This is a genomic window from Devosia geojensis (assembly GCF_000969415.1).
In the GTDB taxonomy this organism is placed as follows: domain Bacteria; phylum Pseudomonadota; class Alphaproteobacteria; order Rhizobiales; family Devosiaceae; genus Devosia; species Devosia geojensis.
In genome coordinates, this window is the sequence record NZ_JZEX01000097.1 from 53,582 (window position 1) to 78,618 (window position 25,037).

The 25,037-nt window shown below is 65.9% G+C and carries 32 protein-coding genes; 17 read left to right on the plus strand and 15 right to left on the minus strand.

Annotated features, from left to right (window positions below):
* Positions 1 to 130: 130 nt before the first annotated feature.
* From thrS to VE25_RS09635, 3 genes are all read right to left on the minus strand, one after another.
* Positions 131 to 2,110, minus strand: a complete 1,980-nt coding sequence (gene thrS, locus VE25_RS09625; protein ID WP_046108394.1) for a threonine--tRNA ligase — start codon at positions 2,108 to 2,110, stop codon at positions 131 to 133.
* 230 nt (positions 2,111 to 2,340) lie between these two features.
* Positions 2,341 to 2,652: a membrane protein insertion efficiency factor YidD gene (yidD, locus tag VE25_RS09630; protein WP_046108395.1), complete on the minus strand. Its 312-nt coding sequence runs from the start codon at positions 2,650 to 2,652 to the stop codon at positions 2,341 to 2,343.
* The gene (locus VE25_RS09635) at positions 2,652 to 3,104 is read right to left on the minus strand and encodes an iron-sulfur cluster assembly scaffold protein (protein ID WP_046108396.1); all 453 of its coding nucleotides are present in this window, start codon (positions 3,102 to 3,104) and stop codon (positions 2,652 to 2,654) included. Before VE25_RS09635 ends, yidD begins: the two co-directional genes overlap by 1 nt.
* A gap of 149 nt (positions 3,105 to 3,253) precedes the next feature.
* Here VE25_RS09635 and folE point away from each other — a divergent pair, with 149 nt between their 5' ends.
* The 6 genes from folE to VE25_RS09665 all read left to right on the plus strand — a co-directional run bounded on the left by folE (position 3,254) and on the right by VE25_RS09665 (position 7,160).
* The gene (folE, locus tag VE25_RS09640) at positions 3,254 to 3,877 is read left to right on the plus strand and encodes a GTP cyclohydrolase I FolE (RefSeq protein ID WP_046108397.1); all 624 of its coding nucleotides are present in this window, start codon (positions 3,254 to 3,256) and stop codon (positions 3,875 to 3,877) included.
* A gap of 163 nt (positions 3,878 to 4,040) precedes the next feature.
* Positions 4,041 to 4,880, plus strand: a complete 840-nt coding sequence (locus tag VE25_RS09645) for an AraC family transcriptional regulator (RefSeq protein ID WP_046108398.1) — start codon at positions 4,041 to 4,043, stop codon at positions 4,878 to 4,880.
* Positions 4,881 to 4,895: 15 nt separating this feature from the next.
* On the plus strand, positions 4,896 to 5,372 hold the full coding sequence (gene hisI / locus VE25_RS09650) for a phosphoribosyl-AMP cyclohydrolase (protein ID WP_439328901.1): 477 nt from the start codon (positions 4,896 to 4,898) through the stop codon (positions 5,370 to 5,372).
* 176 nt (positions 5,373 to 5,548) lie between these two features.
* The gene (locus VE25_RS09655) at positions 5,549 to 5,737 is read left to right on the plus strand and encodes a type II toxin-antitoxin system HicA family toxin (RefSeq protein ID WP_046108399.1); all 189 of its coding nucleotides are present in this window, start codon (positions 5,549 to 5,551) and stop codon (positions 5,735 to 5,737) included.
* A gap of 53 nt (positions 5,738 to 5,790) precedes the next feature.
* Positions 5,791 to 6,201, plus strand: coding sequence for a type II toxin-antitoxin system HicB family antitoxin (locus VE25_RS09660; protein WP_046108400.1), 411 nt, complete (start codon positions 5,791 to 5,793; stop codon positions 6,199 to 6,201).
* A gap of 257 nt (positions 6,202 to 6,458) precedes the next feature.
* A complete protein-coding gene (locus tag VE25_RS09665) occupies positions 6,459 to 7,160 on the plus strand; it encodes a methyltransferase family protein (RefSeq protein ID WP_046108401.1) in 702 nt (233 codons plus the stop codon).
* On the opposite strand, the gene VE25_RS09670 is transcribed toward VE25_RS09665, so the two are convergent.
* Positions 7,154 to 7,906 (minus strand): rhomboid family intramembrane serine protease, encoded by a 753-nt coding sequence (locus VE25_RS09670; protein WP_046108402.1) that lies wholly within the window; start codon positions 7,904 to 7,906, stop codon positions 7,154 to 7,156. The two genes, VE25_RS09665 and VE25_RS09670, sit on opposite strands and share 7 nt — an antisense overlap.
* A 181-nt stretch (positions 7,907 to 8,087) precedes the next feature.
* Here VE25_RS09670 and VE25_RS09675 point away from each other — a divergent pair, with 181 nt between their 5' ends.
* The 3 genes from VE25_RS09675 to VE25_RS09685 all read left to right on the plus strand — a co-directional run bounded on the left by VE25_RS09675 (position 8,088) and on the right by VE25_RS09685 (position 10,342).
* Positions 8,088 to 8,738: a PAS domain-containing protein gene (locus VE25_RS09675; RefSeq protein WP_046108403.1), complete on the plus strand. Its 651-nt coding sequence runs from the start codon at positions 8,088 to 8,090 to the stop codon at positions 8,736 to 8,738.
* Positions 8,739 to 8,954: 216 nt separating this feature from the next.
* Positions 8,955 to 9,482, plus strand: a complete 528-nt coding sequence (locus VE25_RS09680) for a PilZ domain-containing protein (protein WP_439328903.1) — start codon at positions 8,955 to 8,957, stop codon at positions 9,480 to 9,482.
* A 233-nt stretch (positions 9,483 to 9,715) separates the two neighbouring features.
* Positions 9,716 to 10,342: a transglutaminase-like cysteine peptidase gene (locus VE25_RS09685; RefSeq protein WP_052731861.1), complete on the plus strand. Its 627-nt coding sequence runs from the start codon at positions 9,716 to 9,718 to the stop codon at positions 10,340 to 10,342.
* An 85-nt stretch (positions 10,343 to 10,427) separates the two neighbouring features.
* On the opposite strand, the gene VE25_RS09690 is transcribed toward VE25_RS09685, so the two are convergent.
* Positions 10,428 to 10,748, minus strand: coding sequence for a DUF6949 family protein (locus VE25_RS09690; protein WP_046108404.1), 321 nt, complete (start codon positions 10,746 to 10,748; stop codon positions 10,428 to 10,430).
* A gap of 106 nt (positions 10,749 to 10,854) precedes the next feature.
* On the opposite strand from VE25_RS09690, the gene VE25_RS09695 reads away from it, so the two are divergent.
* Positions 10,855 to 11,526, plus strand: a complete 672-nt coding sequence (locus VE25_RS09695; RefSeq protein WP_046108405.1) for a hypothetical protein — start codon at positions 10,855 to 10,857, stop codon at positions 11,524 to 11,526.
* Positions 11,527 to 11,569: 43 nt separating this feature from the next.
* Here VE25_RS09695 and VE25_RS09700 read toward each other — a convergent pair whose 3' ends face one another.
* The 3 genes from VE25_RS09700 to VE25_RS09710 all read right to left on the minus strand — a co-directional run bounded on the left by VE25_RS09700 (position 11,570) and on the right by VE25_RS09710 (position 13,548).
* Positions 11,570 to 11,782: a DUF3126 family protein gene (locus VE25_RS09700; RefSeq protein WP_046108406.1), complete on the minus strand. Its 213-nt coding sequence runs from the start codon at positions 11,780 to 11,782 to the stop codon at positions 11,570 to 11,572.
* A gap of 94 nt (positions 11,783 to 11,876) precedes the next feature.
* Positions 11,877 to 12,704, minus strand: a complete 828-nt coding sequence (cysE, locus tag VE25_RS09705) for a serine O-acetyltransferase (RefSeq protein ID WP_046108407.1) — start codon at positions 12,702 to 12,704, stop codon at positions 11,877 to 11,879.
* Positions 12,705 to 12,777: 73 nt separating this feature from the next.
* Entirely contained in the window at positions 12,778 to 13,548 is a 771-nt protein-coding gene (locus VE25_RS09710; RefSeq protein ID WP_046108408.1) for an alpha/beta fold hydrolase, read from the minus strand.
* 130 nt (positions 13,549 to 13,678) lie between these two features.
* On the opposite strand from VE25_RS09710, the gene VE25_RS09715 reads away from it, so the two are divergent.
* The 4 genes from VE25_RS09715 (at position 13,679) to VE25_RS09730 (ending at position 17,125) form a co-directional block, all read left to right on the plus strand.
* A complete protein-coding gene (locus VE25_RS09715; protein WP_046108409.1) occupies positions 13,679 to 13,924 on the plus strand; it encodes a zinc-finger domain-containing protein in 246 nt (81 codons plus the stop codon).
* Positions 13,925 to 13,934: 10 nt separating this feature from the next.
* Positions 13,935 to 15,143, plus strand: a complete 1,209-nt coding sequence (locus VE25_RS09720; RefSeq protein WP_046108410.1) for an FAD-dependent monooxygenase — start codon at positions 13,935 to 13,937, stop codon at positions 15,141 to 15,143.
* A 178-nt stretch (positions 15,144 to 15,321) separates the two neighbouring features.
* A complete protein-coding gene (locus VE25_RS09725) occupies positions 15,322 to 16,665 on the plus strand; it encodes a TCR/Tet family MFS transporter (protein ID WP_052731862.1) in 1,344 nt (447 codons plus the stop codon).
* Complete coding sequence (locus tag VE25_RS09730; protein WP_046108411.1) at positions 16,640 to 17,125, plus strand: GNAT family N-acetyltransferase; 486 nt, start codon at positions 16,640 to 16,642, stop codon at positions 17,123 to 17,125. Before VE25_RS09725 ends, VE25_RS09730 begins: the two co-directional genes overlap by 26 nt.
* A gap of 246 nt (positions 17,126 to 17,371) precedes the next feature.
* Here VE25_RS09730 and VE25_RS09735 read toward each other — a convergent pair whose 3' ends face one another.
* The gene (locus VE25_RS09735; RefSeq protein ID WP_046108412.1) at positions 17,372 to 17,740 is read right to left on the minus strand and encodes a YybH family protein; all 369 of its coding nucleotides are present in this window, start codon (positions 17,738 to 17,740) and stop codon (positions 17,372 to 17,374) included.
* 10 nt (positions 17,741 to 17,750) lie between these two features.
* Entirely contained in the window at positions 17,751 to 19,169 is a 1,419-nt protein-coding gene (gnd, locus tag VE25_RS09740; protein WP_046108413.1) for an NADP-dependent phosphogluconate dehydrogenase, read from the minus strand.
* Positions 19,170 to 19,365: 196 nt separating this feature from the next.
* Here gnd and VE25_RS09745 point away from each other — a divergent pair, with 196 nt between their 5' ends.
* Positions 19,366 to 20,130 carry an SDR family oxidoreductase gene (locus tag VE25_RS09745; RefSeq protein WP_244466899.1) on the plus strand — a complete coding sequence of 255 codons (765 nt, stop codon included), beginning with the start codon at positions 19,366 to 19,368 and terminating at the stop codon, positions 20,128 to 20,130.
* A gap of 1 nt (position 20,131) precedes the next feature.
* Entirely contained in the window at positions 20,132 to 20,668 is a 537-nt protein-coding gene (locus VE25_RS09750; protein ID WP_046108415.1) for a gluconokinase, read from the plus strand.
* Positions 20,669 to 20,685: 17 nt separating this feature from the next.
* On the opposite strand, the gene VE25_RS09755 is transcribed toward VE25_RS09750, so the two are convergent.
* The 4 genes from VE25_RS09755 to VE25_RS09770 form a co-directional block, all read right to left on the minus strand.
* Entirely contained in the window at positions 20,686 to 21,138 is a 453-nt protein-coding gene (locus VE25_RS09755) for a CYTH domain-containing protein (RefSeq protein ID WP_046108416.1), read from the minus strand.
* A 3-nt stretch (positions 21,139 to 21,141) separates the two neighbouring features.
* A complete protein-coding gene (locus VE25_RS09760) occupies positions 21,142 to 22,023 on the minus strand; it encodes a CHAD domain-containing protein (protein ID WP_046108417.1) in 882 nt (293 codons plus the stop codon).
* A gap of 54 nt (positions 22,024 to 22,077) precedes the next feature.
* Positions 22,078 to 22,614 carry a methylated-DNA--[protein]-cysteine S-methyltransferase gene (locus VE25_RS09765; RefSeq protein ID WP_046108418.1) on the minus strand — a complete coding sequence of 179 codons (537 nt, stop codon included), beginning with the start codon at positions 22,612 to 22,614 and terminating at the stop codon, positions 22,078 to 22,080.
* 409 nt (positions 22,615 to 23,023) lie between these two features.
* Positions 23,024 to 23,599 (minus strand): TetR/AcrR family transcriptional regulator, encoded by a 576-nt coding sequence (locus VE25_RS09770; RefSeq protein ID WP_046108419.1) that lies wholly within the window; start codon positions 23,597 to 23,599, stop codon positions 23,024 to 23,026.
* Between the two features lie 68 nt (positions 23,600 to 23,667).
* Here VE25_RS09770 and VE25_RS09775 point away from each other — a divergent pair, with 68 nt between their 5' ends.
* Positions 23,668 to 24,198 carry a dihydrofolate reductase family protein gene (locus tag VE25_RS09775; RefSeq protein WP_046108420.1) on the plus strand — a complete coding sequence of 177 codons (531 nt, stop codon included), beginning with the start codon at positions 23,668 to 23,670 and terminating at the stop codon, positions 24,196 to 24,198.
* Positions 24,199 to 24,202: 4 nt separating this feature from the next.
* Here the strand turns inward: VE25_RS09775 and VE25_RS09780 are convergent.
* Positions 24,203 to 25,037 (minus strand): hypothetical protein (locus VE25_RS09780; protein ID WP_046108421.1); only part of this gene is annotated, 835 nt, incomplete at its 5' end.

Consider the following 25,037-nt stretch of genomic DNA (forward strand, 5'->3'; position numbering starts at 1 on the left):
CCTCGTGGTTCGAGGCGCCTCCGGCGCACCTCACCATGAGGCTACTGAGATCTCGTGACCAATCAGTAGTCCCTCATGGTGAGGCGGGAGCGCAGCGACCCTCGAACCACGAGGGGCGTGGCAGTGTGCGTCAGGCGGCCGCGGCCGCCTTGGCCTTGAGGTCGGGCGCCGCGGCTTCCGCCATCAGCGCCACCATGGCGTCCATGAACGGCTGCACCGCCTGGCCCTCGCTGCCGAGACGGCGCACCGAGACGGTGCCCTCCTCGGCCTCGCGCTTGCCGACGACGAACATCAGCGGCACCTTGCCGACCGAATGCTCGCGCACCTTGTAGTTGATCTTCTCGTTACGGGTATCGAGCTCGGCCCGGATGCCGGCGGCCTTGAGCTGGTCGACGAGCTTTTGCGCATACCCGTCCGCATCCGAGACGATGGTCGCGACCACCACCTGCACGGGTGCCAGCCACATGGGCATCTTGCCGGCGTGGTTCTCGATGAGGATGGCGATGAACCGCTCGAGCGATCCTAGGATCGCGCGATGCAGCATCACCGGGCGCTGGCGCGAGCCGTCCTCGGCGACATACGAAGCGTCGAGCCGCTCCGGCATCACGAAGTCGAGCTGCAGCGTTCCGCACTGCCAGGATCGGCCGATGGCGTCCTTGAGGTGGAACTCAAGCTTGGGGCCATAGAACGCCCCCTCGCCCTCGGCGATCTCAAACTTGCGGCCGGTTGCCGCGAGGGCATCGCCGAGACCCTTCTCGGCCATGTCCCACACGGCATCGTCACCCGCCCGGGTATCAGGACGCGTGGCGAGCAGGATCTTCACTTCGGTGAAGCCCATGTCCTCGTAGACGGAGTCCAGCAGGTTGCAGAACGCTTCCGTCTCCTCCTGGATCTGGTCTTCCCGGCAGAAGATGTGCGCATCGTCCTGCGTCATCTGGCGAACGCGCATCAGCCCGTGCAGGGCCCCATGCGCTTCGTTGCGATGGCAGCAGCCGAATTCGGCAAGCCGCAGCGGCAGATCGCGGTAGGACTTGATCCCCTGGTTGAAGACCTGGACATGCGCGGGGCAGTTCATGGGCTTCAATGCCAGGAAGTTCACCTCCGACGAGATTTCCGGCTGCTCGCCTTCCGTCGAGGGGATCTCGTCGGGCACGATGAACATGTTCTCGCGGAACTTGCCCCAGTGGCCCGACTTCACCCACAGCTTGTTGTCGATGAGCTGCGGGGTCTTGATCTCCTTGTACCCCGCCCCGTTGAGGCGGCGGCGGATATAGGCTTCCATCTGATTGTAGATGACGAAGCCCTTCGGGTGCCAGAAGACGCTGCCCTGTGCTTCCTCCTGCAGGTGGAAGAGGTCCATCTCCCGCCCGAGCTTGCGGTGGTCGCGCTTTTCGGCCTCCTCCATCATGGTGAGGTAGGCGTCGAGCTCGTCCTTGCTCGCAAAGGCGGTGCCGTAGATGCGGCTCAAGACCGGGTTGTTGCTGTCCCCGCGCCAATAGGCGCCGGCGACCTTGGTCAGCTTGAAGGCCTGCCCGACATCCTTGACCGTGCGCATGTGCGGCCCGCGGCAGAGGTCGAGCCACTGGCCCTGCCGGTAGATCCTGATCGGCTGGTCCTGCGGGATCACATCGACGAGCTCGACCTTGAAGGCCTCGCCCTTGGTCTCGAAGAAGGCTCTGGCCTGGTCGCGGGTCCAGATTTCCTTGGTGAACGCGGCGCCCCGGTCGATGATCTCGGCCATCTTCTTTTCGATGGCGCGCAAATCCTCCTCCGAGAACGGCTGCTCCCGGTAAAAGTCGTAGTAGAACCCGTTCTCGATCACCGGTCCGATGGTCACCTGCGTGCCGGGCCAGAGCTCCTGCACCGCTTCGGCAAGCACGTGCGCGGCATCGTGCCGGATGAGCTCGAGCGCCGCCGGATCGTCGCGCTTGACGAATTCGAGCGTCGCCCCGTCCGGCACTTCGTCCGAAAGGTCCGAAAGAACGCCGTCGACGCGCATGGCGACCGTCGCCTTGGCCAGCGACCTGGAGATGGACTCGACCACGGTAGTGCCGGTGGTGCCCAGCGCGTATTCGCGTGTGGCGCCATCGGGGAATCGTACCGTAATCATTTTTCCTTCTCCGGAAATGAGAGTTATCGCGGCGACCATCGCCGCGAGCGGGGTTGTCTAGCATGGTTTTCGGTAGATGCCAGCCCATAGGATCGCACCACGCCCTCGTGGTTCGAGGGTCGCTGCGCTCCCGCCTCACCATGAGGGCTACTGCTGGTTCCGCGCAGCTTCAGTAGCCCTCATGGTGAGGTGCTTGCCGCAGGCAAGCCTCGAACCACGAGGCGTGGCACTTATTTCCACCGCCCATAACGCCATGGCGCATACCAATGCGCATCGGCGGGCAAAGCCTCCGGAACGGGATCGTACCCATGCGTCCCGCCCGGTCGGCAGCGGGTGAACCGCGCGAGCCCCATCCACCCGCCCGGCCAGAAGCCGAAGCGCCAAATGGCGTCGCGCGTGTATTCCGAGCAGGTCGGCAGGTGGCGGCAGGTGCGCCCGGTGAACGCCGAGAGCGTGTAGCGATAAACGGTGATGAGGAAGACCGCCGCGAGCTTGAACGGAAAATCGACGGCCCGCCAAAATCCGGCGATGAACGACTGCATCAGCTCGCCGCCGCAACCGATTCCCGCGACTCGATCTTTTCGAGCGCTGCCGCCACCGCGTCAAAGACGAGGAGCGTCGAGGTGTGGCGCGGCGGATAGTCGCGCACGGGCTCGAGATATTTGAGGTCCGCCCACTTGCCGGTCGGGGGGGCGCCGTTCTGCTTGAGCATCGCGTGCATCTCGGCGCGCAGCGCCTGGAACTCTCCCGGCGTCGTGCCGACGATCTGGCGCGCAACGATAGCCGCCGAGGTCTGCCCCAGCGCGCAGGCGGAAATCTCGTGACCGTATTGGGTGATCACGCCGCCCCGCACGACCACGTCGACCTCGATGATCGACCCGCAGATGCGGCTGACCTTGCGCGCCGTCGCGTCCGGCTCGGCGAGCCGCGGCGCCTTGGGGGCGTTCGCTGCGATATCGAGGATTTTTTCGGAATAGAGATCGCTGAGGTCCATCGGTCGGCACAAATCTGTTTCTTGAGACGCAGGCGCCTTAGCCTATATAAGTGCTTGCAAGCGCAGTGTCAGGCCTTTAGCCGGCACGATCCGTTTGCGTGGGGGCGCCGCGAATGGCTGTCCCGGCAACAAGGAGCCCGATTTTCCCGATGGATGCCCGCGTCAAGCCGCACGAGGTGATCACCCTCGACCATGCGCCCGTTCCGCGCCCTTCGCTCAAGGAAGTGGAAGAAGCCGTGCGCACCCTCATCGCCTGGGCCGGTGACGACCCCGAGCGCGAGGGCCTGCGCGACACCCCCATGCGCGTCGCCAAGGCCTACCGCGAGCTCTTTTCGGGCTACGAGCAGGAACCCGGGGAAGTGCTCGAGCGCACCTTCAAGGAAGTGGGCGGCTACGACGATATCGTCCTCGTGCGCGACATCCCCTTCCACTCGCACTGCGAGCACCACATGGTGCCGTTCGTCGGCAAGGCGCACATCGCCTACCTGCCCCATGACGGCGTCGTCGGTCTCTCCAAGCTCGCCCGCCTCGTCGATGTCTTCGCGCGCCGCCTGCAGACGCAGGAGAACCTGACCGCGCAGATCCTCGATGCCATCAACGAGCACCTCGGGCCCCGCGGCGCCGCGGTGATGCTGGAAGCCGAACACATGTGCATGACCATGCGCGGCGTGCGCGCCCATGGCGTGGCCACCATCACCCACCGCTTCACCGGCGTCTTCGCCGAGGACCGCGAAGAGCAGGACCGCTTCTTCTCGATGGTGGGCAAGCGCTAGGACACGTGCGAGAAGGCGGGTACCGGCTTTTCGCGAAAGGCGTCGCGACGACAAATCTAGAGCCGGCGTTCGAGAACGCATGAGGCTCTAGCAACCGCAACCGCGATCAAACCTCGCGTTCGCCGCCATGCGATAAGCTGGGCGTCTCAACGCGAGTGAACCCATGTCCGCGATCGTCAGGGCCCTGTGGTACATCGAAAGCCGCTTCCGCGAGGACCTCTGCCTCGAGGACCTGGCTGCGGCCACCGGCCTGTCGCGCTTCTACCTGTCGCGGATGTTCCCCATGGCCACCGGCTTGACGGTCTCCGGCTACCTGCGCGGCCGCAGGCTGACGGAGGCCGCCAAGTCCCTGGCCGACGGCGCCCCCGATATCCTCTCGGTGGCGCTGGAGGCCGGCTACAGCTCGCACGAGGCATTCACCCGCGCCTTCCGCGACCACTTCGGCCTGACGCCTGAAGAGGTCCGCCGGAGGCGCTCGATCGAAAACCTCGACCTCGTGGAGGCCATCAGAATGGAAGCTGCAACCAAAGTCACCCTCGATCCCCCGCGCATCGAGCGCCACGGCGCCTTGCGCATTGCCGGGCTCAGCGAACGCTACGGCATGGCCGGCGCCGCCGGCATTCCCGACCAGTGGCAGAAGCTTGCTCCCTATATCGGTAACATCGACGGCATGGTCGGCGGCGCCACCTATGGCGTCGTCGGCGCGTTCTCGGACGATGTCCAGGGCTACGACTACCTCACGGGCGTCGAAATGCGCCCGGACGCCGACCTGCCACCGGAGTTCGCGAGCGTCGCGATCCCGGCGCGCACCTGGGCCAAGTTCACCCACAAGGGTCACGTCAGCACCATCAGCGCCACCTGCGCGGCAATCTATGGCGACTGGCACCCCAGGATGGAGTTCGAGACCGGCGAGAACTACAGCTTCCTCGAATACTACGGCCCCGACTTCAATCCCAAGACCGGCTACGGAACCATGGAGATCTGGGTAGGCGTCACGAACTGACGCTGGCAAACCGTCATGGCGCGGGATAAAACCCGCACCATGACACTCACCTTCGCCGATCCCAAGCCGCTCTCCCACGAAGAGCTCGAAGAAGGCGCTGCCTTCGCGCCCGCCTTCGACTCCAACGGCCTCGTCACGGTCGTGACCGTCGAGGCCGGCAGCAATGCCGTGCTGATGCTCGCGCATATGAATGCAGAGGCCCTGTCGCTGACCCTCGAGACCGGCATCGCCCACTACTGGTCCCGCTCGCGGGCCAAGATCTGGAAGAAGGGCGAGACCTCGGGCGAACTGCAGAAGCTCGTCGAGCTGCGCACCGATTGCGACCAGGACGCACTGGTCATGGTCGTCGAACAGACCGGGCGGGGCGCCGCCTGCCACACCGGCCGCAAGTCCTGCTTCTATCGCCGGGTCGAGGTCAGTGACGGCAAGACATCCCTCACCGACACCGGCGAGCCGCGCCTCTTCGATCCCAAAGCCGTCTACGGGAGCTGACTGTGACATACCGGGTGTCGTGCCATTGCGGTCATGTACGCCTGGAGGTCGACGCCGGGCTCGCCGACGAGGGCGTTGGGCGCCTCTCCTAAGGGATTTTTGCGCAAAATATTGCGCATATCTGCTTGATTTGTACCGTTTCTGCGCAAATATATGCACATGATCGGAGCGAGCAGGTGCAGCGCGAGACCAACACCAGCAAGATTAAGGCCCGACTTGAGCGGGAAGGCTGGGAGTTGGTCGACGGTACCAAGCACGACAAGTACCGCAAGCCCGGTTTCAAGCCGATCATGGTGCCGAGGCATCGCACCGTCACCCCCGGCGTGGCTCAATCCATAGCCAAGGCGGCAGGCTGGACGAAGTAGCTTCCGCCGCCTCTACAACCACAGGAGATCTACGGGAAACCGTAGCGAACAAAATGACCCGATATATCGCCCTCGTTGACTTCGCCGACGGTGCATATGGGGTTTCTTTTCCCGACGTTCCGGGCTGCACTGCAATGGCATCCACTCAGGATGAGGCCATCAACGACGCGGCCGATGCCCTGGCCGAATGGGCGGCCGACGAACTGGCTGATGGGAATGAAGCGCCAGCGCCGCGCAGCCTCGAGGAATTGCTGGCGGATGCCGACGTCAAGAAGGCGCTCGCGGGTGGCGCTATCCTCGCTTCGGTGCCTTTGATTATGGATACCGGCCGGTTGGCGCGGGCGAACATCTCGATCGATGTCGGCTTGCTGGCCGATATCGATCAGGCGGCCCATCGCATCGGTGTCACCCGGTCGGCGTTCCTGGCCGCCGCCGCGCGCGACAAGATCAAAGCGACGGCTTAGTCAGCGCCCGACAAATAACCCGAACGGACCGCCCCACGAGGGATAGTTGGAGCGGGTCTTGAGTTTCTTCGATGTTCTGGCTTCCGCCGGTGACCGGCGTCGCCTCACATCCGAAAAATCCTCCACGGATTTAGCTTCGCGTATCCATAAATTCGACGGTTTGCAGGCCTATCGGTAGTCGTGCGGAGTTTTCGTTCGCCAAGACTTTCTGCGCGCCGGCGCGTATACTGGCGCCATATGCGAGTTGGGAGGGTGTCGTGAGCGTGTCCCCCAGCAATCCGGACGTACCGGCAAGCCGCACCGCGGTTTCGCTGGGCGCGACCGTCGTCATCATCGCCATCCTGCTCTTCTGGCCTGCGGGCACCTGGAGCTGGAGCCTCGGCTGGGCATTCCTCTTCGCCCTCGCCGCGCAGATGTGGCTCGCCCTCGCGTGGATGCAGCGCGTCAATCCTGAGATCATCGCCGCACGCCAGGGCATCGGCGCCAACACCAAGGCATGGGACTATGTCCTGATGCCGCTGACGCTCCTCGGCCTCGTCTCGATCCTGCCGGTCGCGGCCCTCGACAATGCCCGCTTCGCCTGGAGCGCCCTGCCCTTCAACGTCATCATCTTCGGCTACGTGCTCTTCGTCGGCGGCTTCTGGATCATCGCCTGGGCGCAGGCGGTCAACCGCCACTTCGAGCCGAGCGTGCGCATCCAGACCGATCGCAACCATCAGGTCGTCGAGACCGGCCCCTATGCCTTCGTCCGCCATCCCGGCTATGTCGGGGCAAGCCTCATGGCGTTCGGCTGGGGCTTCGCGCTGGGATCGGTGGTCGCGCAGGTCCCTGCGCTCCTGACGACGATCCTCCTCATCATGCGGACCGAGATGGAGGATCGCACGCTGCAGCGGGAACTGCCCGGTTATGCCGAGTACACCTACAGCGTGCGCGCCAAGTGGATTCCCGGCCTCTACTGATCGGCCGTCGGCGGAGCGCGTTCGAAAAGCGGCACCAGCAGCACGCCGGCGATGAAGCCGCCGAGATGCGCCTGCCAGGCGATCTGCACCCCCTCCCCGCCCAGGACCAGCGGCAGGAAGGGCACGGCCGCATTGATCAGCAGCCAGAAGAGCGTGAAGACCCGCGAGCGCGGATTGCGCATCATCTCGGACAACGACGCGAGGCGCCGGCCGAGGATCACCCGCTCTCCGGTCTCCGGGTCCTGCCCGACGATGATCGGCTGGAAGATGAAGCGCATCGCTGCCCCCGTCAGCCCGGCGACGCCTCCCGAAGCGCCAATCAGGTAAGTAACGGTCATGAAGTTCGTTATAGCGAACGCCGCCGCGCCTGCCGCCGCACTCGCAAAGAAGAGGATCAGCATCGGCCAGGTGCCGTAGCGCCGGGTCACGGGTGTTGCAAAGGCCGCCAGCCACGCGACGTTGACCAGCAGGTGCTCCCAGCCCGCATGCAGCAGAGCATGGGTGAACGGGGTCCACACCAGCGGCCAGGCGAGCGCCAGGTTTTCGCCCGCCGCGAGGATCCGCAACGGCATGAAGGCGAAGAGGTTGAGAAACCAGAGCCGCGCCTCTTGGTTAAGAACCAGCGTCTCGGCGAGAAAGACGGCGACCAGCAGCCCGATCAGCGCCAGCGCCCCGCCGGGTATGAGGATCGCGGGCTCGTGGGCCGGTTGCGCCTCTCCCTGGCCGTCCCCATCTTGTTCACTCATGCGGTTTCTCCGTGAGGGCCGGCCTGGCCGGTTTCGGGACATGTTTTCCACACCGCGCCGCCCGCGTTAACCTTAACCATTGTTTAAAGGCGATTTTGACGGCCGGTTTTGCCACTCTCCGGGTGTTGCGGCGGGGGCATCCAATCCGAGATGGCTCGCACGATTCTGGCGGATAAGAACAATGCAAAAAGCGAGCACCAAGACGCTCTACGACTACTGGAACACCTTGCGTGGCGCCCGTAGCGCGCCCGACCGCCGCGATATCGACCCGACCCGCATCCGCGAGGCCCTGGCCAATACCTTCATCCTCGAGCTCGAGGAGAATGGCGGCTTTGCCTTCCGCCTTGCCGGCTCGCATCTCTGCACCGCTTATTGCCGCGAGCTCAAGGCCCGCTCCTTCTCGACCCTCTGGCATGAGCGCGACAGGGACGCCATCGAGACGCTGATCCGCGCGGTGACCGAAGACCATGCCGTCGCCCTCGTTACCTTCCAGGGCACGACGGCGATCAACACCAAGGTCTCCTTCGAGACCATCCTCCTGCCGCTCCGCCACAACGGCTCGACCTATACGCGCGTGCTCGGCGCCATGACGGCCCTCGACCAGCCCTATTGGCTGGGCGTGCAGCCGATCGTCGAGCAGCGCATCACGGGCCTTCGCCTCATCTGGCCCGACGACGTGCCGCAGCAGGATCTGGTGGCCGAGGTCGCCGCGAACGTCTCGGGTGAACCGCCCTTCTCGACCGCGCCGTCCAGCGGCACGCCGGCGACTGTCTTCGGCCGCAGCGCCCGCCGCTACGCGCATCTGGCCGTCATCGACGGTGGACGGCAATAGGCCCGCGGATTCGCTAAACGCCCATGCGCAAACACGCGTAGGTCCTCACCATGCATTAACCAAGCCACATTACGATTGCTGTGGATTGTTCCGCTCCGATCGGCTTGGCGCATGTTCAGCGACGACCTCATTTCACCGCCCCCGGCGGTCGCGACCCGTACGAACGCGGGACCCACGAGGTTCCAGCGCGTGAAGGTGTCCGTGCTCGGCCGCTACATGCTGGCCGACAAGCGCGAGTTCCCCTGCCAGGTGCTGGAGATGTCGCCGGGCGATGCGCTGGTCATCGCGCCGGTCACCGGCCTCGTTGGCGAGAAGGTCATCGCCTACCTCGATCATATCGGGCGCATCGAGGGCATGATCGTCGAAGAGGTCGACGGCGGGTTCCTGATGAACATCGAAGCCACCATCCGCAAGCGCGACAAGATGGCGGCCCAGCTCACCTGGCTCGCCAACAAGGACATCCTCAACCTGCCCGAGGATCGCCGCCACGAGCGCGTCGTGCCCGACAACCGGCATTCGACCGTGGTGCTCGACGACGGGCGCCGCTATAACTGCAAGATCATCGACATCTCGCTCTCGGGAGCCGCCATCGAGCTCGATGTGCGCCCGGCCATCGGCACGCGCGTCAGCCTCGGCCGCATGCGCGCCCGCGTCGTGCGGCACTTCCACAACGGCGTCGCCGTGGAATTCGCCTCGACGCAGGAGATGATCACCGTCGTGCAGCAGAATCTGCGGGTGAACTGAGTTTAATGCCACGCCCTCGTGGTTCGAGGCCGCTGCGCGGCACCTCACCATGAGGGCTACTGCCGGTGCCGCAGAATTCCAGTAGCCCTCATGGTGAGGTGCGAGCTCTTGCGATCCTCATGCTTAATCAAACCTTCCGCAAACCCATAAAACACGCATAAAAACTGCGTTGCAGTTTTCGGACCGGGGCAATTGCCGGTCTCTAACGTGGTCTCCGTCAGGGAGATCACGCCATGTCCACCACCTTCAAGGGTCTGAAAAGCTTCATCGTCGTCGCTCTCGCAGCGCTCTGCGCCGCTCCGGCCGCAGCGCTCGACCTGACGAACGTGGCTTTCGTCCAGACCGCGACGGGCAACACCAGCATCCCGGTCGGCCATGCCGAGTTCTGCAACAGCCGTCCGGCTGAATGCCAGGCCAACGCCAACCCGGTGCTGGCCGTCACCCTCGACGACGCGCGCTGGTCGCAGCTTCTCGAGATCAACGCCTACTACAACGACACCATCGTCGCCGTCTCCGACAACGATCTCTACGGCGTTGAGGAGTTCTGGACCTATCCCAACGGCTACGGCGACTGCGAGGATTTCGTTCTGGCCAAGCGCCGCGCGCTGATCGAGGCCGGCTGGCCCGCCAGCGCCCTGCTGATGTCGGTGGTGCGCGAGCCCAACGGCGACGGCCACGCGGTCCTTATCGTGCGCACCGACCGCGGCGATCTCGTGCTCGACAACCAGGATGGCCTCATCCGCGTGTGGAACGAGACCCCCTACCAGTTCGTCAAGCGCCAGGACCAGGCCCACGCCGGCCGCTGGGTCGACATGATCGACAACCGCACCATGGCCGTCGCCACTACCGCCAGCCACTAAGTTTCCGGGCCCCGCCGATACCCTGACAAGTATGGGGTCTGAAGAGCACGGCCGGCTTCGAGAAATCGAAGCCGGCCGCGCTGATTCAATAGCGCAGCCCGACGTATATGCCCACGAACAACAGGCCGGTGACGAATGCCCAGCCGAAAGCGACGAGGGCCGTGATCAGGGCCGAACTCAGCTCTATCGTCTCGCCCGGTCGCGGGCGCCAGCCGAGCTGCAGGACGATGTAGGGGCCGCACACGAAACTCATGATGAGGTTGCCGAACATATGGAGGACGGTGGCGCCGTCGTAGCGCAGCAGCGCCTCCTGCCGGACGAGCCACTGATAGAGGTGCGTGCCTGCCCCCGCGATGCACAGGCCCACTCCCATGATGAACCCCGCCAGCAGCAATTCTCTCACCATCGCACCGCCGCTCCCCGCACATCTCTGGTCATTCGTTAACGCTTTGTTAAGCATATTCGGCGCCCTATCGGCTGTCATCCGCCCTCGGCAATTCTGGTTAACGCGCATGGCTTCAGCGCCCGCCACCTCCGCACCGCGCCGGGCCCCGGCCATCGCCTACAACCTTGCCGGCCTCGCGGTCATCGCCGCGCTGGCGGCTGTGGGCGCTGCCTATCTTCTCGATTTCCATATGTCTTCCCGCCAGGCCGCGCCTTCGGCCAAGGCGCTGACGAGCATCGTCACCCGCACCATCGGCGCGCGGGAGCTGCGCATTCCCTATGGCTGGTTCCGCAGCGGCGCCGACCTCACGGACGAATTCGCCACGCAGATCGACCTTGCGGCCACCGTCACCCTCGACGGCTTCGACAAACCGGCGACGATCGACGTCACGCTCCTGCCGCGCAGCCGCGTGCGGCCGAGCGAGGTGCTGCTCGACACCGTCTATGTCCATGAGTTCGAAGCGGAAACGCTGCGAGGCCCACCGGGACTCGTCGGCAAGCCGCTAAGGCCTGCTCGCGGCTATGGGGGCGAGACGGTCTGGTACGACCCGCTTTCGCCCGCCCCCTTCGTCGCCAAGTGCATGGCCCCCATCCAGCCGGAATCGCCTGCGCGATGCCTCAGGACAGTCATCCTGCCGAGCGGCATCGGCGCAGTCTACGCCTTCGACGAGACGGTGCTGGCGAGCTGGAAGGAGTTCGACGCCGTCACGCAGCGGATGATGACCGCCATCGGCGCCTAGTAGGCATCCGGCCGGTGCTGTCGCCCGGCCGAACGATCTCGGCTCAGTCCTCGAGGTCGATGTCGAGGATCGACATCGAGAACATGTAGGACCGGTCGCCGTCCTCGTCGTCGACGTGGATGAGGCCGATCGACTCTTCTCCGATGAACACCTCGACCGAGTCGTTGAGCTTGGCGCGCGGCCGCACATCGATGTTGCGGTTGTTGAACGTGCGCTGCAGGTAGTTCTGCAGCTTGATGATTTCGGGTTGGTTCACGCGCTATTCCTGCTTCATATGCCTCGGGGAGCCGGACTTTAGCCGCTCAGGCGCGGCGGGCAAGTCCGCATCGGACTTATCCCCGCCGTCCCCTCTATTGTTTCATGTCGTGGACCAGGATCATCTGGTCCATCACCAGCGCCGGCTGGGCGCACCCGGCTTCGCCGATGACCTTGGCGGGCACACCCGCCACCGTCACGCGCGGCGGCACTTCCTTCAGCACCACCGAGCCGGCGCCGATCCGTGAGCAGTCGCCGATGCGGATATTGCCCAGAACCTTGGCGCCTGCACCGATAAGAACGCCGTTGCCGATCTTTGGATGCCGGTCCTGGTCGGATTTGCCGGTGCCGCCGAGCGTCACGCCCTGCAGCATGGAGACGTTGTCGCCGACGACCGCCGTCTCGCCGATGACGAGGCCGGTGCCGTGGTCGAGCATGATGCCGCGGCCCATCTTGACGGCCGGATTGATGTCCACCTGGAACACCTGGCTTGAGCGGCTCTGCAGGTAGAGCGCGAAATCGCGCCGCCCCGCGAGGAAGAGCGCGTGGGCGAAGCGGTGCGTCTGGATGGCCTGGTAGCCCTTGAAGTAGAGCAGCGGCTCGATCGCGCGGTGGCAGGCCGGATCGCGCTCGAGGGTCGCGGCAAGATCCGCACGCGCCGCCTCGCCGATCTCGGGATAGTCGGCCAGGGCATCGTGGAACGCCTGGCGGATGAGGTCGGCCGAAACGTCGTCATGGTGGAGGCGGGCGGCGATGCGGTGCGCCAGCGCCTGCTCGAACGTGTCGTGGTTGAGGATGGCCGAAACCACGAGGTTCGACATCGAGGGCTCGTTGGAAACGATCTCGCGCGCGCCCGCGACCACCGCATCCCAGACGGGATCGACGGAGGCGATCTGCGGCGTGCGCGCCTGGCTGCTGCTCATGGCGAGACTCCTTTTCGCCCGTTCCTATACGCCAAACCGTACCCTCTAACAAAGCCCCGCCGGGACGTTTGGTTCACGTTTGGCTGACTGCGGGGAACATCCTGCCGAGGAACTCGAGCGCCGCCTGCTTGAATTTCGTGTCGCCGGTGGCGCGCATGTGGTCGCGCCGGGGGATGAGGAACGCCTCGCCCCTGGGCAGCAACTCGGCCAGTTCCTCGGGCCGCCCGGCCATCTCGTCGGCCTCGCCGACCGCCACCAGCACCGGCACCTCGATCCGCCGCACGTCGGCGCGCGGCATGGGTTGGCGGGAGGTTTCCATGCAGGCGGCCAGCGCCTCGCGATCGGAGCCGGTATGGTCGGCGAAGATGCGGAACTGCCGCGCCGTCGGATGGGTCAGCCCGTCGAGCGAGGGCGCCAGCAGCCCCGCGATGATGTCGTTGCCGTCCGTGAGGCCGTTGACGAGGTTCATGCCCATGCCCCCGAAAATGGCGCAGGCGACCCGCTCCGGGTGCTCATAGGCAAGGAACGCGCAAATGCGCGCGCCCATGGAATAGCCGAGCACGGCGGCCTTCTCGATTCCGAGGTGATCGAGCAACGCCAGCGCGTCAGCCACCATCGCGCGCGGATAATAGAGCTCGGGATCGTGCGGCTTCTCGCTCGCCCCATGCCCGCGGTTGTCGAGGGTGATCGCCCGGTACCCTGCCCCGGTCAGCGTCTCGACCCAGCCCGTCTGCACCCAGTTGACCAGCCCGCTCGAGGCAAAGCCGTGGATACAGAGCACCGGCGGCCCCTCGCCGTGGATCTCGTAGGCAAGCGTCAGATCGTCGTGCTCGAAGGTGGGCAAGGTCGGTCTCCACGAAGCGGCTGTCGCTGCGACGCTCTAGCAAGCGAGAGCCCGCGCACCAACCCTTTCATTCCGCGCGGCGATTGACTATGGTCCGCGCCGACGCCGCCGAGACTGCCGAGGTAAAGCCATGGCCCACGTTTCCATTCCCCACTACCACAACACCGAGGGCCTGCGCCGCATCGAGATCGGCGCCAAGGAATTCCAGTGCATCGGCGCCAAGCCCCCGTTCGATCATCCGCACGTCTTCCTCGACATGGGCAAGGACAACGAGATCGTCTGCCCCTATTGCTCGACGCTCTACGTCTACGACCCCAAGCTCCCGGCCGGCGCCGCCAACCCGCCCACCGCCGTCTTCGAGACCGCTCACGCCTGACAGGCGCGTCATGCCGGCCAATGGCCGCACCGTCTATATCGCCGGAGCCGGCATCGCCGGCCTGACGCTGGCGCTGGGCCTTGCCAAGTTCGGCGTGAGCGTCGTCGTGCTGGAGCGCAACACCGCCCCATCCGTGTTCGGCGCCGGCCTCCAGATCAGCCCCAACGCCCGCCGCATTCTCGACCGCCTGGGCCTCGGCGAAGCGATCGCCGCGCGAAGCCTCGAGCCCGAAGGCATCGACGTTTATCCGTTCGGCCATGACAAGCCGCTGGTGACCCTCGAACTGGGCGAAGCGTCCCGCGCCCGCTACGCCAGCCCCTATGCGGTGATGCACCGCGCCGACCTCGCCGAAGTGCTGCACGCCGCCTGCAGGCGCTTCGCCAACATCGAGATCGTCTTCGGGGTCGCAGACTTCACCGCCGAAACGCAGGGCGCAGGAATCCTCGCTTCGGCTCGCGAGCTCGCCGCCATCGGCCGCTCGGGCGAAGGCTTTGCCTTTGTCGGCGCCGACGGGGTGCATTCCCCGACGCGGCGGAGGATCCTCAACGGCCCCGATGCCCGCTACGCCGGTCGCCTCGCCTGGCGCGCGCTGGTGCCGCTGGAAGCGACGAAAGATATGATCGCGCCCGACCGCACCTCGCTGCTGCTCGGTCCCAGCCATCACCTCGTCGCCTATCCCCTGCCCCATCGCGGCCTTGCCAACGTCGTGCTGTTCTCGCCGGCCCGCCATCCGGCAACGGACGCCGAATCGCGGGCGACGCATCCAGACCCGCCGCGTTCGGCCTTGCGCGACCCGCGCTTTGCCGGGCTCGTCGAGCTCGCCGGGGACAGCTGGACGGCATGGCCCCTCTATACGGTTGCGGCCGACACCTGGCATGGCGGCAATGTCGGCCTGATCGGCGACGCCGCCCACGCCATGCTGCCTTTCCAGGCGCAGGGCGCGGCCATGGGCATCGAGGATGCCGCCGTGCTCGCCCCGCTCCTTGCCAGCGCGCCGGACGCGCACACGGCCTTCGCGCGCTACGAGGCGGCGCGCAAGCACCGCGTCGCCAGGGTCGCGCGCATCTCGAAGGCGAACGGCGCGATTTTCCACATGCGGTGGCCCTTCACGCTGGCGCGCAATGCTGCCATGCGCCTCGGCGGCCCGCAGGCGCATTTCCGGCGGCTCGACTGGCTCTACGGCTATGACGCGGAACGGGATGCCGCGTCCACGGACTGAACACGGCAGTCAACCGGCAAATTTGCCGAGCCGGGTAGTCATTGCATTCGAACGCGCCTAAATGGCAGCAACGGTTTGCGCGTGTCTTCAAGGGCAGGCTGTGGCGATCCGCGAGGCCTTGCTTTGGCCTTCCGCCTTATGTCAACTGCGCGGCACATTTGAGAGTCCAGTCAATCGCATGCAAACCACCACGCGCTCCCGCCTGACCCTGGTCTGCATCCTCATCACCATCCTTCTCGACATGATCGGCCTCGGCATCATCGTGCCCGTGCTGCCCGAGCTCCTGGAGGAACTGACCGGCGGGAGCGTCGCGGAAGCCGCCGTCATAGGCGGCTACCTGGTCTTCGTCTATGCCTTGATGCAGTTCGTCTTTTCGCCGGTGCTCGGCAACCTCTCCGACCGGTTCGGACGCCGCCCGGTGCTGCTCGCCTCCTTGCTCGGCCTCACCTTCGACTACCTGATGATGGCGATCGCCCCGGTCGTCTGGTACCTCTTCATCGGCCGGTTCATCGCGGGCGTCGCGGGCGCGGCGGTGGCGACGGCGACGGCCTATATGGCCGACATCACCCCTCCGCATAAGCGCACCCATCGCTTCGGCCTCATCGGCGCCGCCTTCGGCCTCGGCTTCATCATCGGCCCGGTCATCGGCGGCGAGCTCGGCGAATTCGGCCCACGCGTGCCGTTCTATGCCGCCGCGGCGCTCGCCTTCGCCAACTTCCTCTTCGGCCTGCTGGTGCTGCCCGAGAGCCTGCCGCGCCAGAAGCGGCGCCGGTTCGACATCCGCCGCGCCAACCCGTTCGGCGCCGTGGCGGCGCTCCGCCGCTACCCGATCGTCCTCTGGCTGCTGCTGGTGCTGTTCTGCTTCACCCTCTCGGCGCAGGCCTTCCCCTCGGTCTTCAACTACTTCACCATCGAGGTCTTCAATTTCTCTTCGAGCCAGATCGGGCGCGCCCTCGGCGCCTTCGGCATCGGCTTCGCCATCTGCCAGGCGCTGCTCGTCGGTCCGCTCGTCAAGCGCTTCGGCGAGATGGCCATCACCATATTCGGCATGCTGGCGGCGGCCGGCGCCTTCATCGGCGTCTCCTTCAACACCGATGTCATCTGGCTCTACGGCTACATCATGCTGGGCGCCCTCTCCGGCCTCGCCGCCCCGGCGATTAACGGCGTGCTGTCCCGACAGGTGCCGGACAACGCCCAGGGCGAGCTGCAGGGCGCGGTCAACGCCGCCAACTCGCTGGCGACGATCATCGGGCCGCTGGCCGCGACGCAGATCTTCTCCTTCTTCACCCGCCACCCCGACCAGCCCGACTACTTCCCCGGCGCGCCGTTCATCGCTTCGGCGGGGCTGGTGATCACCGGCGTCCTGCTCTTCATCTTTGCGGCTTTGCGCTACGATCTCGGCCGACGCCCCTCCATCGCCGATCGCCCCCATGTGCCCGACATGGCGCCGCCCGGCCAGATCCGCGTGCCGCCGCTCGACGAGGACCCCAACGAGAATGGTTCAAATCCGCCCCGCCGCTGAGGCCGACCGGCCCGCCGTCCTCGCCATCGTCGCGCCGGTGCTGAAGGCCGGCGAGACCTATGCCATGCCGACCGATCTCACCGACGACGAGGTGCTCGCCTACTGGTTCGGCCCGGCGCACGAGACGTTCGTCGCCGAAGACGACGGCGTTGTGCTCGGCACCTTCTACCTCAAGGCCAACCAGCAGGGGCCGGGCGCGCACGTCGCCAATTGCGGCTACATGACCGCCGAAGCCGCCCGCGGCCGCGGCATCGCCCGCGCGATGTGCGAATTTTCCCTGCAACGCGCCCGCGAACGCGGCTTTCGCGCCATGCAGTTCAACCACGTGGTCTCGACCAACACGCGCGCGGTCAAGCTCTGGGAGTCGCTGGGTTTCGACATCGTCGGCACGCTGCCGGAGGCGTTCCGGCACCCGCAGGAGGGGTATGTCGACAGCTATGTGATGTTTCGGAGGCTGTAGTACTCGATCGCGCCGCTCATCCAACGGTCGTCATTGCCCGGCTTGCCCCCGTGCCGCCCCCACCACCGGCTGTCATCCCGGCGAAGGCCGGGACCCATCCTGAGATACAGCTACAGCCGCAAGGTGTGTGAACGAGGCAGGAGGGGCGCAACTGCTCTTTCTGTGCTCGTGGAGAACGTCAGGGTTGGGTCCCGGCCTTCGCCGGGATGACAGCCGGTGGGTCGGGCAGGATGGTGCCCCTAGCGATCAGCCCGGCAACCCGCTCAAATGCTCATGCACGATCTTCCATTCCTCGGCCTCGCGGCGCAGCACAGTCGTGCCGCGCCCGGCGCCTGAGAGCGGCTTGCCGTCCACCTCGGCCTTCCAGTTGAAGCGGTAGAGGCAGGCAGCTGCGCCCTCGCCATGGGCGATCCAACGCTTGTCCGTGAGCCAATAGTCCTCGAGAGGAAAGCGCTCCCAGGTTGCCTCGAACGCCTGCCTGATTTCGGCAAGGCCCGACAACGAACCGTCGTTGAACCAGAAGACCGCCTCGCCCGAGATCAGCGGCACGAGCTCGTCGAAATCGTGCCGGTTGATGCGGGCTTCGTACTGGGCGAGGACGTCTTCGGGCGTCATCGTACCCGCCTCAGTTCCCGAGCGTCGACGGCCACTTGCCGTGCAGGTCCGTGCCGCGCCCGACGATCTCGAAGCCGTGGGCGCCGAAGAAGTCGCGCTGCCCCTGGATGAGATTGGCGGTGCCCTGCGCCTGCCGGTAGCTGTCGAAGTAGGAGAGCGCGGCCGAAAGGCAGATCATCGGGAATTCGGCGGTGGCGGCGGCGGCAACGACCTTGCGCAGGGACGGATGGCTGTCCTTCATCAGCGCGATGAAGTCCGGCACCATGAGGAGGTTCGTCGCCTCGCCCTTGGCGTAGGCTGCCGACATCTGGTCGAGGAAGCGCGAGCGGATGATGCAGCCGGCGCGCCAGATCTTGGCGATGATCGAGAGCGGCAGGCCCCAGCCGTTTTCCTCGGAGGCCTTGGCGATGACGGCAAAGCCCTGCGCATAGGAGACGATCTTGCCGGCGAGCAGCGCCTTCTCGAGGTCGGCGAGCGTCACATCGGCCTTCTTGTCGGCGCGCTTGCCGTAGGCGGCTTCGGCGGCGACGCGCTCGTCCTTGCGCGCCGAGATCGAGCGGGCGGCGACCGCGCCCTCGATGGCCGTCGCCGGCACGCCCATCTGCTGGGCAGCGATCGCCGACCATACGCCCGTGCCCTTCTGCCCGGCCTTGTCGAGGATCAGCTCGACCAGCGGCCTGCCGGTCTCCTCATCCACGGCTTCCAGCACATGGCCGGTGATCTCGATGAGGTAGGAATTGAGCGGACCCTTGTTCCATTCCTTGAAGACTTCGGCGCAAGCCTTTGGATTCATACCAAGCCCATCGCGCATGACGCCATAGACCTCGGCGATCATCTGCATGTCGCCATATTCAATGCCGTTGTGGATGGTCTTGACGAAATGCCCCGCGCCGCCTTCCCCGAGATAGGCGCAGCACGGCTCGCCGTTGAACTTGGCGGAAATGGCGGTCAGCACCGCTTCGGCATTGTGCCACTGCTCCTTGGAGCCGCCGACCATGATCGAAGGACCGTGCCGGGCCCCTTCCTCGCCGCCGGAAACGCCGACGCCGAGGTACCCGATACCCTTGGGGGTGAGGTAATCGAACCGGCGCTGCGTGTCGGTAAAGAGCGAGTTGCCGCACTCGATGATCGCGTCGCCCGGCTCCAGGAGCGGCAGCAGCTGCTCGATCATGTCGTCGACGGGCTTGCCGGCCTTGACCATGATGATGATCGAGCGCGGGCGTTTTACCGACTGCACGAAGTCGGCGAGGTCGTACTTGGCGATGGTCTTGCCGTCGAGACCTTGCTCCCTGGCCTCGGCGACGAACTCGTCGATGCGGCCGGACGATCGGTTGTGGACGGCGATGGTGTAGCCTTTTTCGGCGATGTTGAGAGCAAGGTTCGAGCCCATAACCGCAAGGCCGATAAGGCCGATATCCGCTGTCGACATTCGCCAGTCCTCTACTGAAGTCGCATCTTTTGAACCGCGTCACCGCGGGCGGCGAACCTGACCACAAACGCGTCGCCAACGGAAGTGGCCCCGGCGCATTTTTCGAGCAAATCGACGCTCTTGTATGGAAGATCGTATTGCGCTTTGCGCGATCGATGAACTAGGGTCGCGCCACGTCAGGAGGCCTGCCTTGTCCATCCTCTCCCAGTTCAGCCTCGCCGGCCGTCGGGCGCTCGTCACCGGCTCCAGCCGCGGCATAGGCCTCGCCATCGCGCGGGCGCTTGGGCAAGCGGGCGCCGAGGTCGTGCTCAACGGCCGCGATACCGAGGCGCTCGGCAGCGCGGCCAAGGACCTCGCCGCCGAGGGCCTTACGGTTAAAGCGGTCGCCTTCGACGTCACCAGTGACGAGAGCGTCGCCGACGGCATCGCCTACTGCGAGGACGAACTCGGCGGCATCGACATCCTCTTCAACAACGCCGGCCAGCAGCACCGCGCCCCGCTCGACCAGTTTCCCCGCGAAAAATTCGAAGCGCTGATGATGACGCATGTGACGGCGACGTTCGCCGTCTCGCAGGCGGCCGCTAAGGGTATGATCGCGCGCAAGCGCGGCCGCATCATCAACATCTGCTCGGTGCTGACCGACCACGCCCGCCAGGGCGTCGCACCCTATGGCGCGGCCAAGGCCGCCATCGCCAACCTCACGCGCGGCATGGCTGCCGACTGGGCGAGGCATGGCATCAACGCCAACGCCATCGCGCCGGGCTTCTTCAAGACCGAACTCAACGAGGCGCTGATCGCCGATACGGACTTCAACGCGTGGCTGGAAAAGCGCACGCCCATGGGCCGCTGGGGCGAGGTCGAGGAACTGGGCGGAGCCGCCGTCTTCCTCGCCTCCGACGCCGCCAGCTTCGTCAACGGACACATCCTTTATGTCGATGGCGCCTTCACCGCAGTCGTCTGACATGACCCCGGCCCGCATCATCATCGTCATGGGCGTGTCTTCGTCGGGCAAGTCGACCGTCGGCCAGTCGATCGCCCGGCGGCTGCACGCGCCCTTCCTCGACGGCGACGGCTATCACCCGCCCGCGAACGTCGAGAAGATGCGCGCCGGCATTCCCTTGACCGACGAGGACCGCTGGCCATGGCTGGCGGCACTCGCCACGGCGCTTGCCGAGGCGGCCGACCGCAAGGGCGTTGCGGTGGGCGCCTGCTCGGCGCTCCGCCGGATCTACCGCGACTACCTCGTGGAAAAGGCCGGCGAGCCGATCCTCTTCGTCTATCTCGACGGCACGAAGGAGGTCATCGCCGAGCGTATGGCCAGACGCAAGCACGAGTACATGCCCCTGAGTCTCCTCGACAGCCAGTTCGCCACCCTCGAGGTGCCCGACCCGGCTGCCGAGAACGTGCTACCCGTGCCGGTGACCGACAGCGTCGAGAAGATCACGCAGACCGTCACCAAAGCCGTCAATCACCTCAAGTCGTTCAAGCGCTGGCAGTAGCTGGCAAGGCTCCAACTTCATCGATAGGCAAGCACGGCGTTGTAATAACGCTCGTCGCCGGTGACCTCATCCCCAATCCAATCCGGCAGCTCGATCTTCCTGTTGGCCGCATCGAGCTCGATTTCGGCGAGCACCAGCCCTTTGTGCCGTCCTTCGAACACGTCCACCTCCCAAGTGAGATCGCCCGCCGGCACCAGGTGCCGCCGCTTGACGATGACGTTGGGCTGGCAGAGCGCCATGAGCTCACGCGCGTCCGCAACAGGGATGGCGTATTCGTACTCGGCCCGCGTCAGCGCCTGTCCGCCGCTCTTGAGGGTAAGGAAAGCGCTGCTGCCGTCATGGATGCGCACCCGCACTGAGACCCCAGAAGAGCGGGCGAGATATCCCTGCTCCAGCGCGACGCTGCCCGTCGCCTGCTTCCGCCAGGCATCGGAGGTGACGAGGAATTTGCGCTCGATCTCCACGCCCATGGCTTACCCGTACATCAGCTTCCAGTACCCGCCGAAGCGCTTGGCGAGCGCCTTGGGCGGCTCCGCCGCAACCTGCCGGCCGATAAAGAAGGCGCGTTCGGCAAGCCGTTCCTGCTTGCGGCGCGCGGCAGCGGCAATGCCCGCGCGGTCGCTCTCTTCGGCGAGGACCGGAAGCATCCGGATAAGGACGCTGAGATTGTGATGGTCGCCCAGGGCTTCTCCGAGTTCATCGGCCAGCGCCCGCTGCGGCCCGAGCACGTCCGGGGCCGTCTCCCGCATCAGGGTGATGTGGTGCCAATGGTATTTGACGAGCTTGCGCCACTCGTGCAGCGCTTCGTCGTCGGGCGCGGCGAGCGCCGCGCGCATGGCCTTGCCCATGCCGGCGTAGATCCGCGTCAGCCCGCCCTCGAGTGCGGCAAAGCCTTTCCTATCCAGTCGCCAGCTTTCCACCTCGTCGGCGAGGGCGCGTAGGTGCCCCGAAAGATCGGCGATCAGCCGCTGCTGCTCGTTGCCGCCGACCTGCTCCACCCGTGCAGAAAGCGCCTGGCGAACGCGCACGAACGTATCCTCCGCCACGCCGTCCGCGCCGTGTGCGGTCAGGCCGTCCAGCGTCTCGACGATCACGGCGGCGTCGCGCGTATGGGCGAGCCCCGCCATCGCCTCGCGCACGGCCGTGTTGACGCGGGCATAGCCGCCGAACTGCGGCCGCACGAGCCGTGCAAGCCCCCGCAGGCGCTTGCAGCGCCGGCGAGCGCCGTGGACGCGCGTATCGAACGATTGCCGTTCGTCGGCAGTCTCGGCGAGCGCAGCCGCGATCTCCTGGCGCGCAATGCGCCGTACGGCGGCAGCCGCGGACTTGTCGTCGGGTAGGAACCTGAAAACCATGACGCTTGTATCCGGCTGTCCCGAAGGCCGGACCTTACGATGTCGCCGCCGTTTCTAGAAGCCGAAAGCGAGCTGACCGGCCTGCGGGTCGGCCTCGACGCCTTCGAGCGCGAGCATCCGTAGCTTCGCCTCCCTGCCGCCCGGCGCGGAGAATCCGCCGGTCTTGCCGCCGCTTCCCAGCACCCGGTGGCAGGGAATGATGAGCGGGATCGGGTTGGACCCCATCGCCTGCCCCACCGCGCGCGCGAGCGCAACGTCCCCGAGCCGCCATGCGATGTCGCCATAGGTGGTGGTCTCGCCCCAGTTGAGGCGCAGGATATCCTCGTAGACGCGCCGGTTGAAATCGCTGACCCCGGAAAGGTCGAGCGGCAGGCTCGCGAACGAGACCGATTCACCCCGCGCATATTCTGCGATCAGCGCCCTCGCCTCGGAGACGAACACCGGCCCCTCCGTCGTCTCCGGCCCGTGGCGTGCAAGGCGGGCACGCATCGCCTCGGGCGTCTCGCCCGGCAGATAGGCGCGCGTGATCCTCTGCGGGCTCCAGACGAGCCCGAACCAGCCGAGATCGGTTTCGATGAGGCAGAAAGCCATGGCGCCTTCCCGCATTGCACCTACCGATTGTGCAGCGGAGCGGACGCCACCGCAAGGGCTGGAGGGGTTCGGATCTTGACGCAAGCCCGAGCCGGGAGCTCCCTCCTCCTGAGGGGGCGTCGCGATGGAGCCGCTCGCTAAATTCCTGGCAAGACCGGATTGGCCATGGGCTGGTATGCGGGAGATGAAGGCCCCTCACCCGGCTCCTTCGGAGCCGACCTCTCCCCCGAAGGGAGAGGTGGCGGGCTCACCGACTGAGTGCCCCTCTTCACCTCTCCCTTGGGGGGAGAGGTCGGCGCATCGCGCCGGGTGAGGGGGCCTCCGGTGGGCCGCCGAAGCTTCACCCCACCTCATTCCTCCCATCAACGGATGACGAGCAAAGAAGCCGCAGGATTCGCTAAAACCTGCACTAGGGCTGCTTCTCTCCCGCCAGCACCACCTCGCACCACTGGCGCAGCTCGCGGCCGATGACGCTCGCCGGATCGCCCTTGCGCTCGAACGCCCACCAGAGCTGGGCGCCCTGCCACTGGCTGGCCATCAGGCGCCCGAGAAGTTCCTGCCGGGAAAGATCGGAGGTGAGCCGGCGTCCCAGCGCCCTGGCCAGCACCTCGCCCCAGCGCGCGCCGCGTTCCCGCAGCACGGAATCGCGCATATCCTCGCGCAGGATCAGCAAGCCCTCGGCATAGTCCGTTTCCCCATCCCCGGTCGGGAACATGGCGACGAGCATCGCCACCGCCCCCTCCGGGCTGATCTCGGCCGTTGCGTCGAGCTCGGCGGTCTGCGCATCGAGATGGTCCCAGGCCCGTAGCAGTACCGCGCGCAGGAACTCGGGCTTGGTCGGGTAGCGCTGCACGAGCGTTGCCGCCGAGAGGCCCACTTCCCGACCGACGGAGGCGAACGTCACCGCCTCCGGCCCGGCCCGCGTCATCACCCCCAATGCCGCGTCGAGGACCGCCTCGTCAGTGACCGTTTTTTGGCGAGCCAATCGCAAATTCCATTTGTAAATGAACGTTCATTTATATATCGTGACGATGATACACGAGGAGACTCACCATGGCTAGAATTCTCGGATACATCGCCACAAGCCTCGATGGCTTCATCGCGACGGAGGACGAAAACCTCGATTGGCTGCTCAAATACGACAGCGCCGACTTCGGGGGCGAGCACCACTACAGCTTCTTCATCAAGCGCATCCGCACGGTGGTGATGGGGCGTGGGACCTATGACTGGATCGCAAAGGAATCCAGCCCGTGGGCCTACGGCGACCAGCGGGTGATCGTCGTCACCTCCAAGCCCATCGACAATCCCAAGGGACCACTCGAGGCTCGGAGCGACGTCGACGCTCTGATCGAAGAGCTGCGCGCGCTCAATGACGGAGATGTGTGGATGCTCGGCGGCGGCAGGCTGCAGATGACCTTCATGGAGCGCGGCGCGCTCGACGAGATCGAGATCTACGTCATCCCCGAGATCATCGGTGGTGGCATCCCGCTCTTCCCGCCGACGGGCTTCAAGGCTTCGCCGAGGCTCATCTCCGCCAAGGACGTCGGCCAGGGGTGCGTGCGCCTGCACTACAGCTTTACCTGAAGCCTCAAGCCGGCGGGGTCGATGGCGCCGCCGGCCCCTCCTCGCCGGAGGGCTTGTGGCCGATCCAGGAGGACGCCCTGTCCTTCAGCTGGTTGAACTTCTTGGACGCCGCCGAGAGCCGCCCCTCCCACACGGGATCGGGCTCCTGCCCCTCGATCGCCTGGAAGTAGACCTGCATCATGCAGGCGATGGCGAAGGGCTCGATGAGCGCGACCTTAACCGCCCACGCAAAGAGAATGGCAAAGACGAACCCGCCCGCCGACCAGGCGCCCGGCAGCACCCACACCACCGCGGCCGCCGGCGCCAGCATGACGAGGAAGACGAGGAACGCCAGCACATAGGTGATGATCGTCAGCCACGCCGCGTTCTTGAGCATCGCCGGGTAGTTCTGCCCGTAGAGCACCAGCGCGGTCTTGGCCGCCGCCCACGGATTGTCCGCCCGCGTGCGGATGGCGTAGGCGAGGATCACCTCGTCGACGAACCCGACCGCGATCCGCAGGAACGCGCGGATGATGCCAATGAACTGCTGCAGGCCGGGAATCGGCACGAGCGCGGCGACGCCCTGCACGATGCCGGTGATCGCCGCCAGCACGCCCTTGACCAGCTGGTCGACCGCAAAGAGCACGTTGGCCGCCCCGAACCGATCGCGCACCACTTGCGTCGCATATTCGATCTGCGGACGGCCTTCCGGGATCGACCGACCGTCCATCAGCTCGACCAGCACGGCGATGTGGCCGGCCTTGACCATGTAGAGGATGTATTCGCGCAGGAAATAAAGGACGCCCGCCGTCAGCCCGAACCCGGCCGCCCCGCCCCAGAAGATCGATGTGGCGCGGAAA

Bases quoted from the DNA above. Each gene is read 5' to 3' on its own strand.
- VE25_RS09755 (WP_046108416.1), bottom strand. From the start codon at position 21,138: ATGGGCGTGGAGATCGAGCGCAAATTCCTCGTCACCTCCGATGCCTGG.
- VE25_RS09735 (WP_046108412.1), bottom strand. From the start codon at position 17,740: ATGACGCCCGAAGACGTCCTCGCCCAGTACGAAGCCCGCATCAACCGG.
- VE25_RS09645 (WP_046108398.1), top strand. From the start codon at position 4,041: ATGTCCGCGATCGTCAGGGCCCTGTGGTACATCGAAAGCCGCTTCCGC.
- VE25_RS09750 (WP_046108415.1), top strand. From the start codon at position 20,132: ATGACCCCGGCCCGCATCATCATCGTCATGGGCGTGTCTTCGTCGGGC.
- VE25_RS09680 (WP_439328903.1), top strand. From the start codon at position 8,955: ATGCTGGCCGACAAGCGCGAGTTCCCCTGCCAGGTGCTGGAGATGTCG.
- yidD (WP_046108395.1), bottom strand. From the start codon at position 2,652: ATGCAGTCGTTCATCGCCGGATTTTGGCGGGCCGTCGATTTTCCGTTC.
- VE25_RS09635 (WP_046108396.1), bottom strand. From the start codon at position 3,104: ATGGACCTCAGCGATCTCTATTCCGAAAAAATCCTCGATATCGCAGCG.
- VE25_RS09695 (WP_046108405.1), top strand. From the start codon at position 10,855: ATGGCTTCAGCGCCCGCCACCTCCGCACCGCGCCGGGCCCCGGCCATC.
- folE (WP_046108397.1), top strand. From the start codon at position 3,254: ATGGATGCCCGCGTCAAGCCGCACGAGGTGATCACCCTCGACCATGCG.
- VE25_RS09690 (WP_046108404.1), bottom strand. From the start codon at position 10,748: ATGGTGAGAGAATTGCTGCTGGCGGGGTTCATCATGGGAGTGGGCCTG.
- VE25_RS09725 (WP_052731862.1), top strand. From the start codon at position 15,322: ATGCAAACCACCACGCGCTCCCGCCTGACCCTGGTCTGCATCCTCATC.
- VE25_RS09660 (WP_046108400.1), top strand. From the start codon at position 5,791: ATGACCCGATATATCGCCCTCGTTGACTTCGCCGACGGTGCATATGGG.
- VE25_RS09720 (WP_046108410.1), top strand. From the start codon at position 13,935: ATGCCGGCCAATGGCCGCACCGTCTATATCGCCGGAGCCGGCATCGCC.
- VE25_RS09775 (WP_046108420.1), top strand. From the start codon at position 23,668: ATGGCTAGAATTCTCGGATACATCGCCACAAGCCTCGATGGCTTCATC.
- VE25_RS09730 (WP_046108411.1), top strand. From the start codon at position 16,640: ATGGTTCAAATCCGCCCCGCCGCTGAGGCCGACCGGCCCGCCGTCCTC.
- VE25_RS09765 (WP_046108418.1), bottom strand. From the start codon at position 22,614: ATGGCTTTCTGCCTCATCGAAACCGATCTCGGCTGGTTCGGGCTCGTC.
- VE25_RS09675 (WP_046108403.1), top strand. From the start codon at position 8,088: ATGCAAAAAGCGAGCACCAAGACGCTCTACGACTACTGGAACACCTTG.
- VE25_RS09760 (WP_046108417.1), bottom strand. From the start codon at position 22,023: ATGGTTTTCAGGTTCCTACCCGACGACAAGTCCGCGGCTGCCGCCGTA.
- hisI (WP_439328901.1), top strand. From the start codon at position 4,896: ATGGCGCGGGATAAAACCCGCACCATGACACTCACCTTCGCCGATCCC.
- VE25_RS09685 (WP_052731861.1), top strand. From the start codon at position 9,716: ATGTCCACCACCTTCAAGGGTCTGAAAAGCTTCATCGTCGTCGCTCTC.
- VE25_RS09715 (WP_046108409.1), top strand. From the start codon at position 13,679: ATGGCCCACGTTTCCATTCCCCACTACCACAACACCGAGGGCCTGCGC.
- VE25_RS09670 (WP_046108402.1), bottom strand. From the start codon at position 7,906: ATGAGTGAACAAGATGGGGACGGCCAGGGAGAGGCGCAACCGGCCCAC.
- cysE (WP_046108407.1), bottom strand. From the start codon at position 12,704: ATGAGCAGCAGCCAGGCGCGCACGCCGCAGATCGCCTCCGTCGATCCC.
- gnd (WP_046108413.1), bottom strand. From the start codon at position 19,169: ATGTCGACAGCGGATATCGGCCTTATCGGCCTTGCGGTTATGGGCTCG.
- thrS (WP_046108394.1), bottom strand. From the start codon at position 2,110: ATGATTACGGTACGATTCCCCGATGGCGCCACACGCGAATACGCGCTG.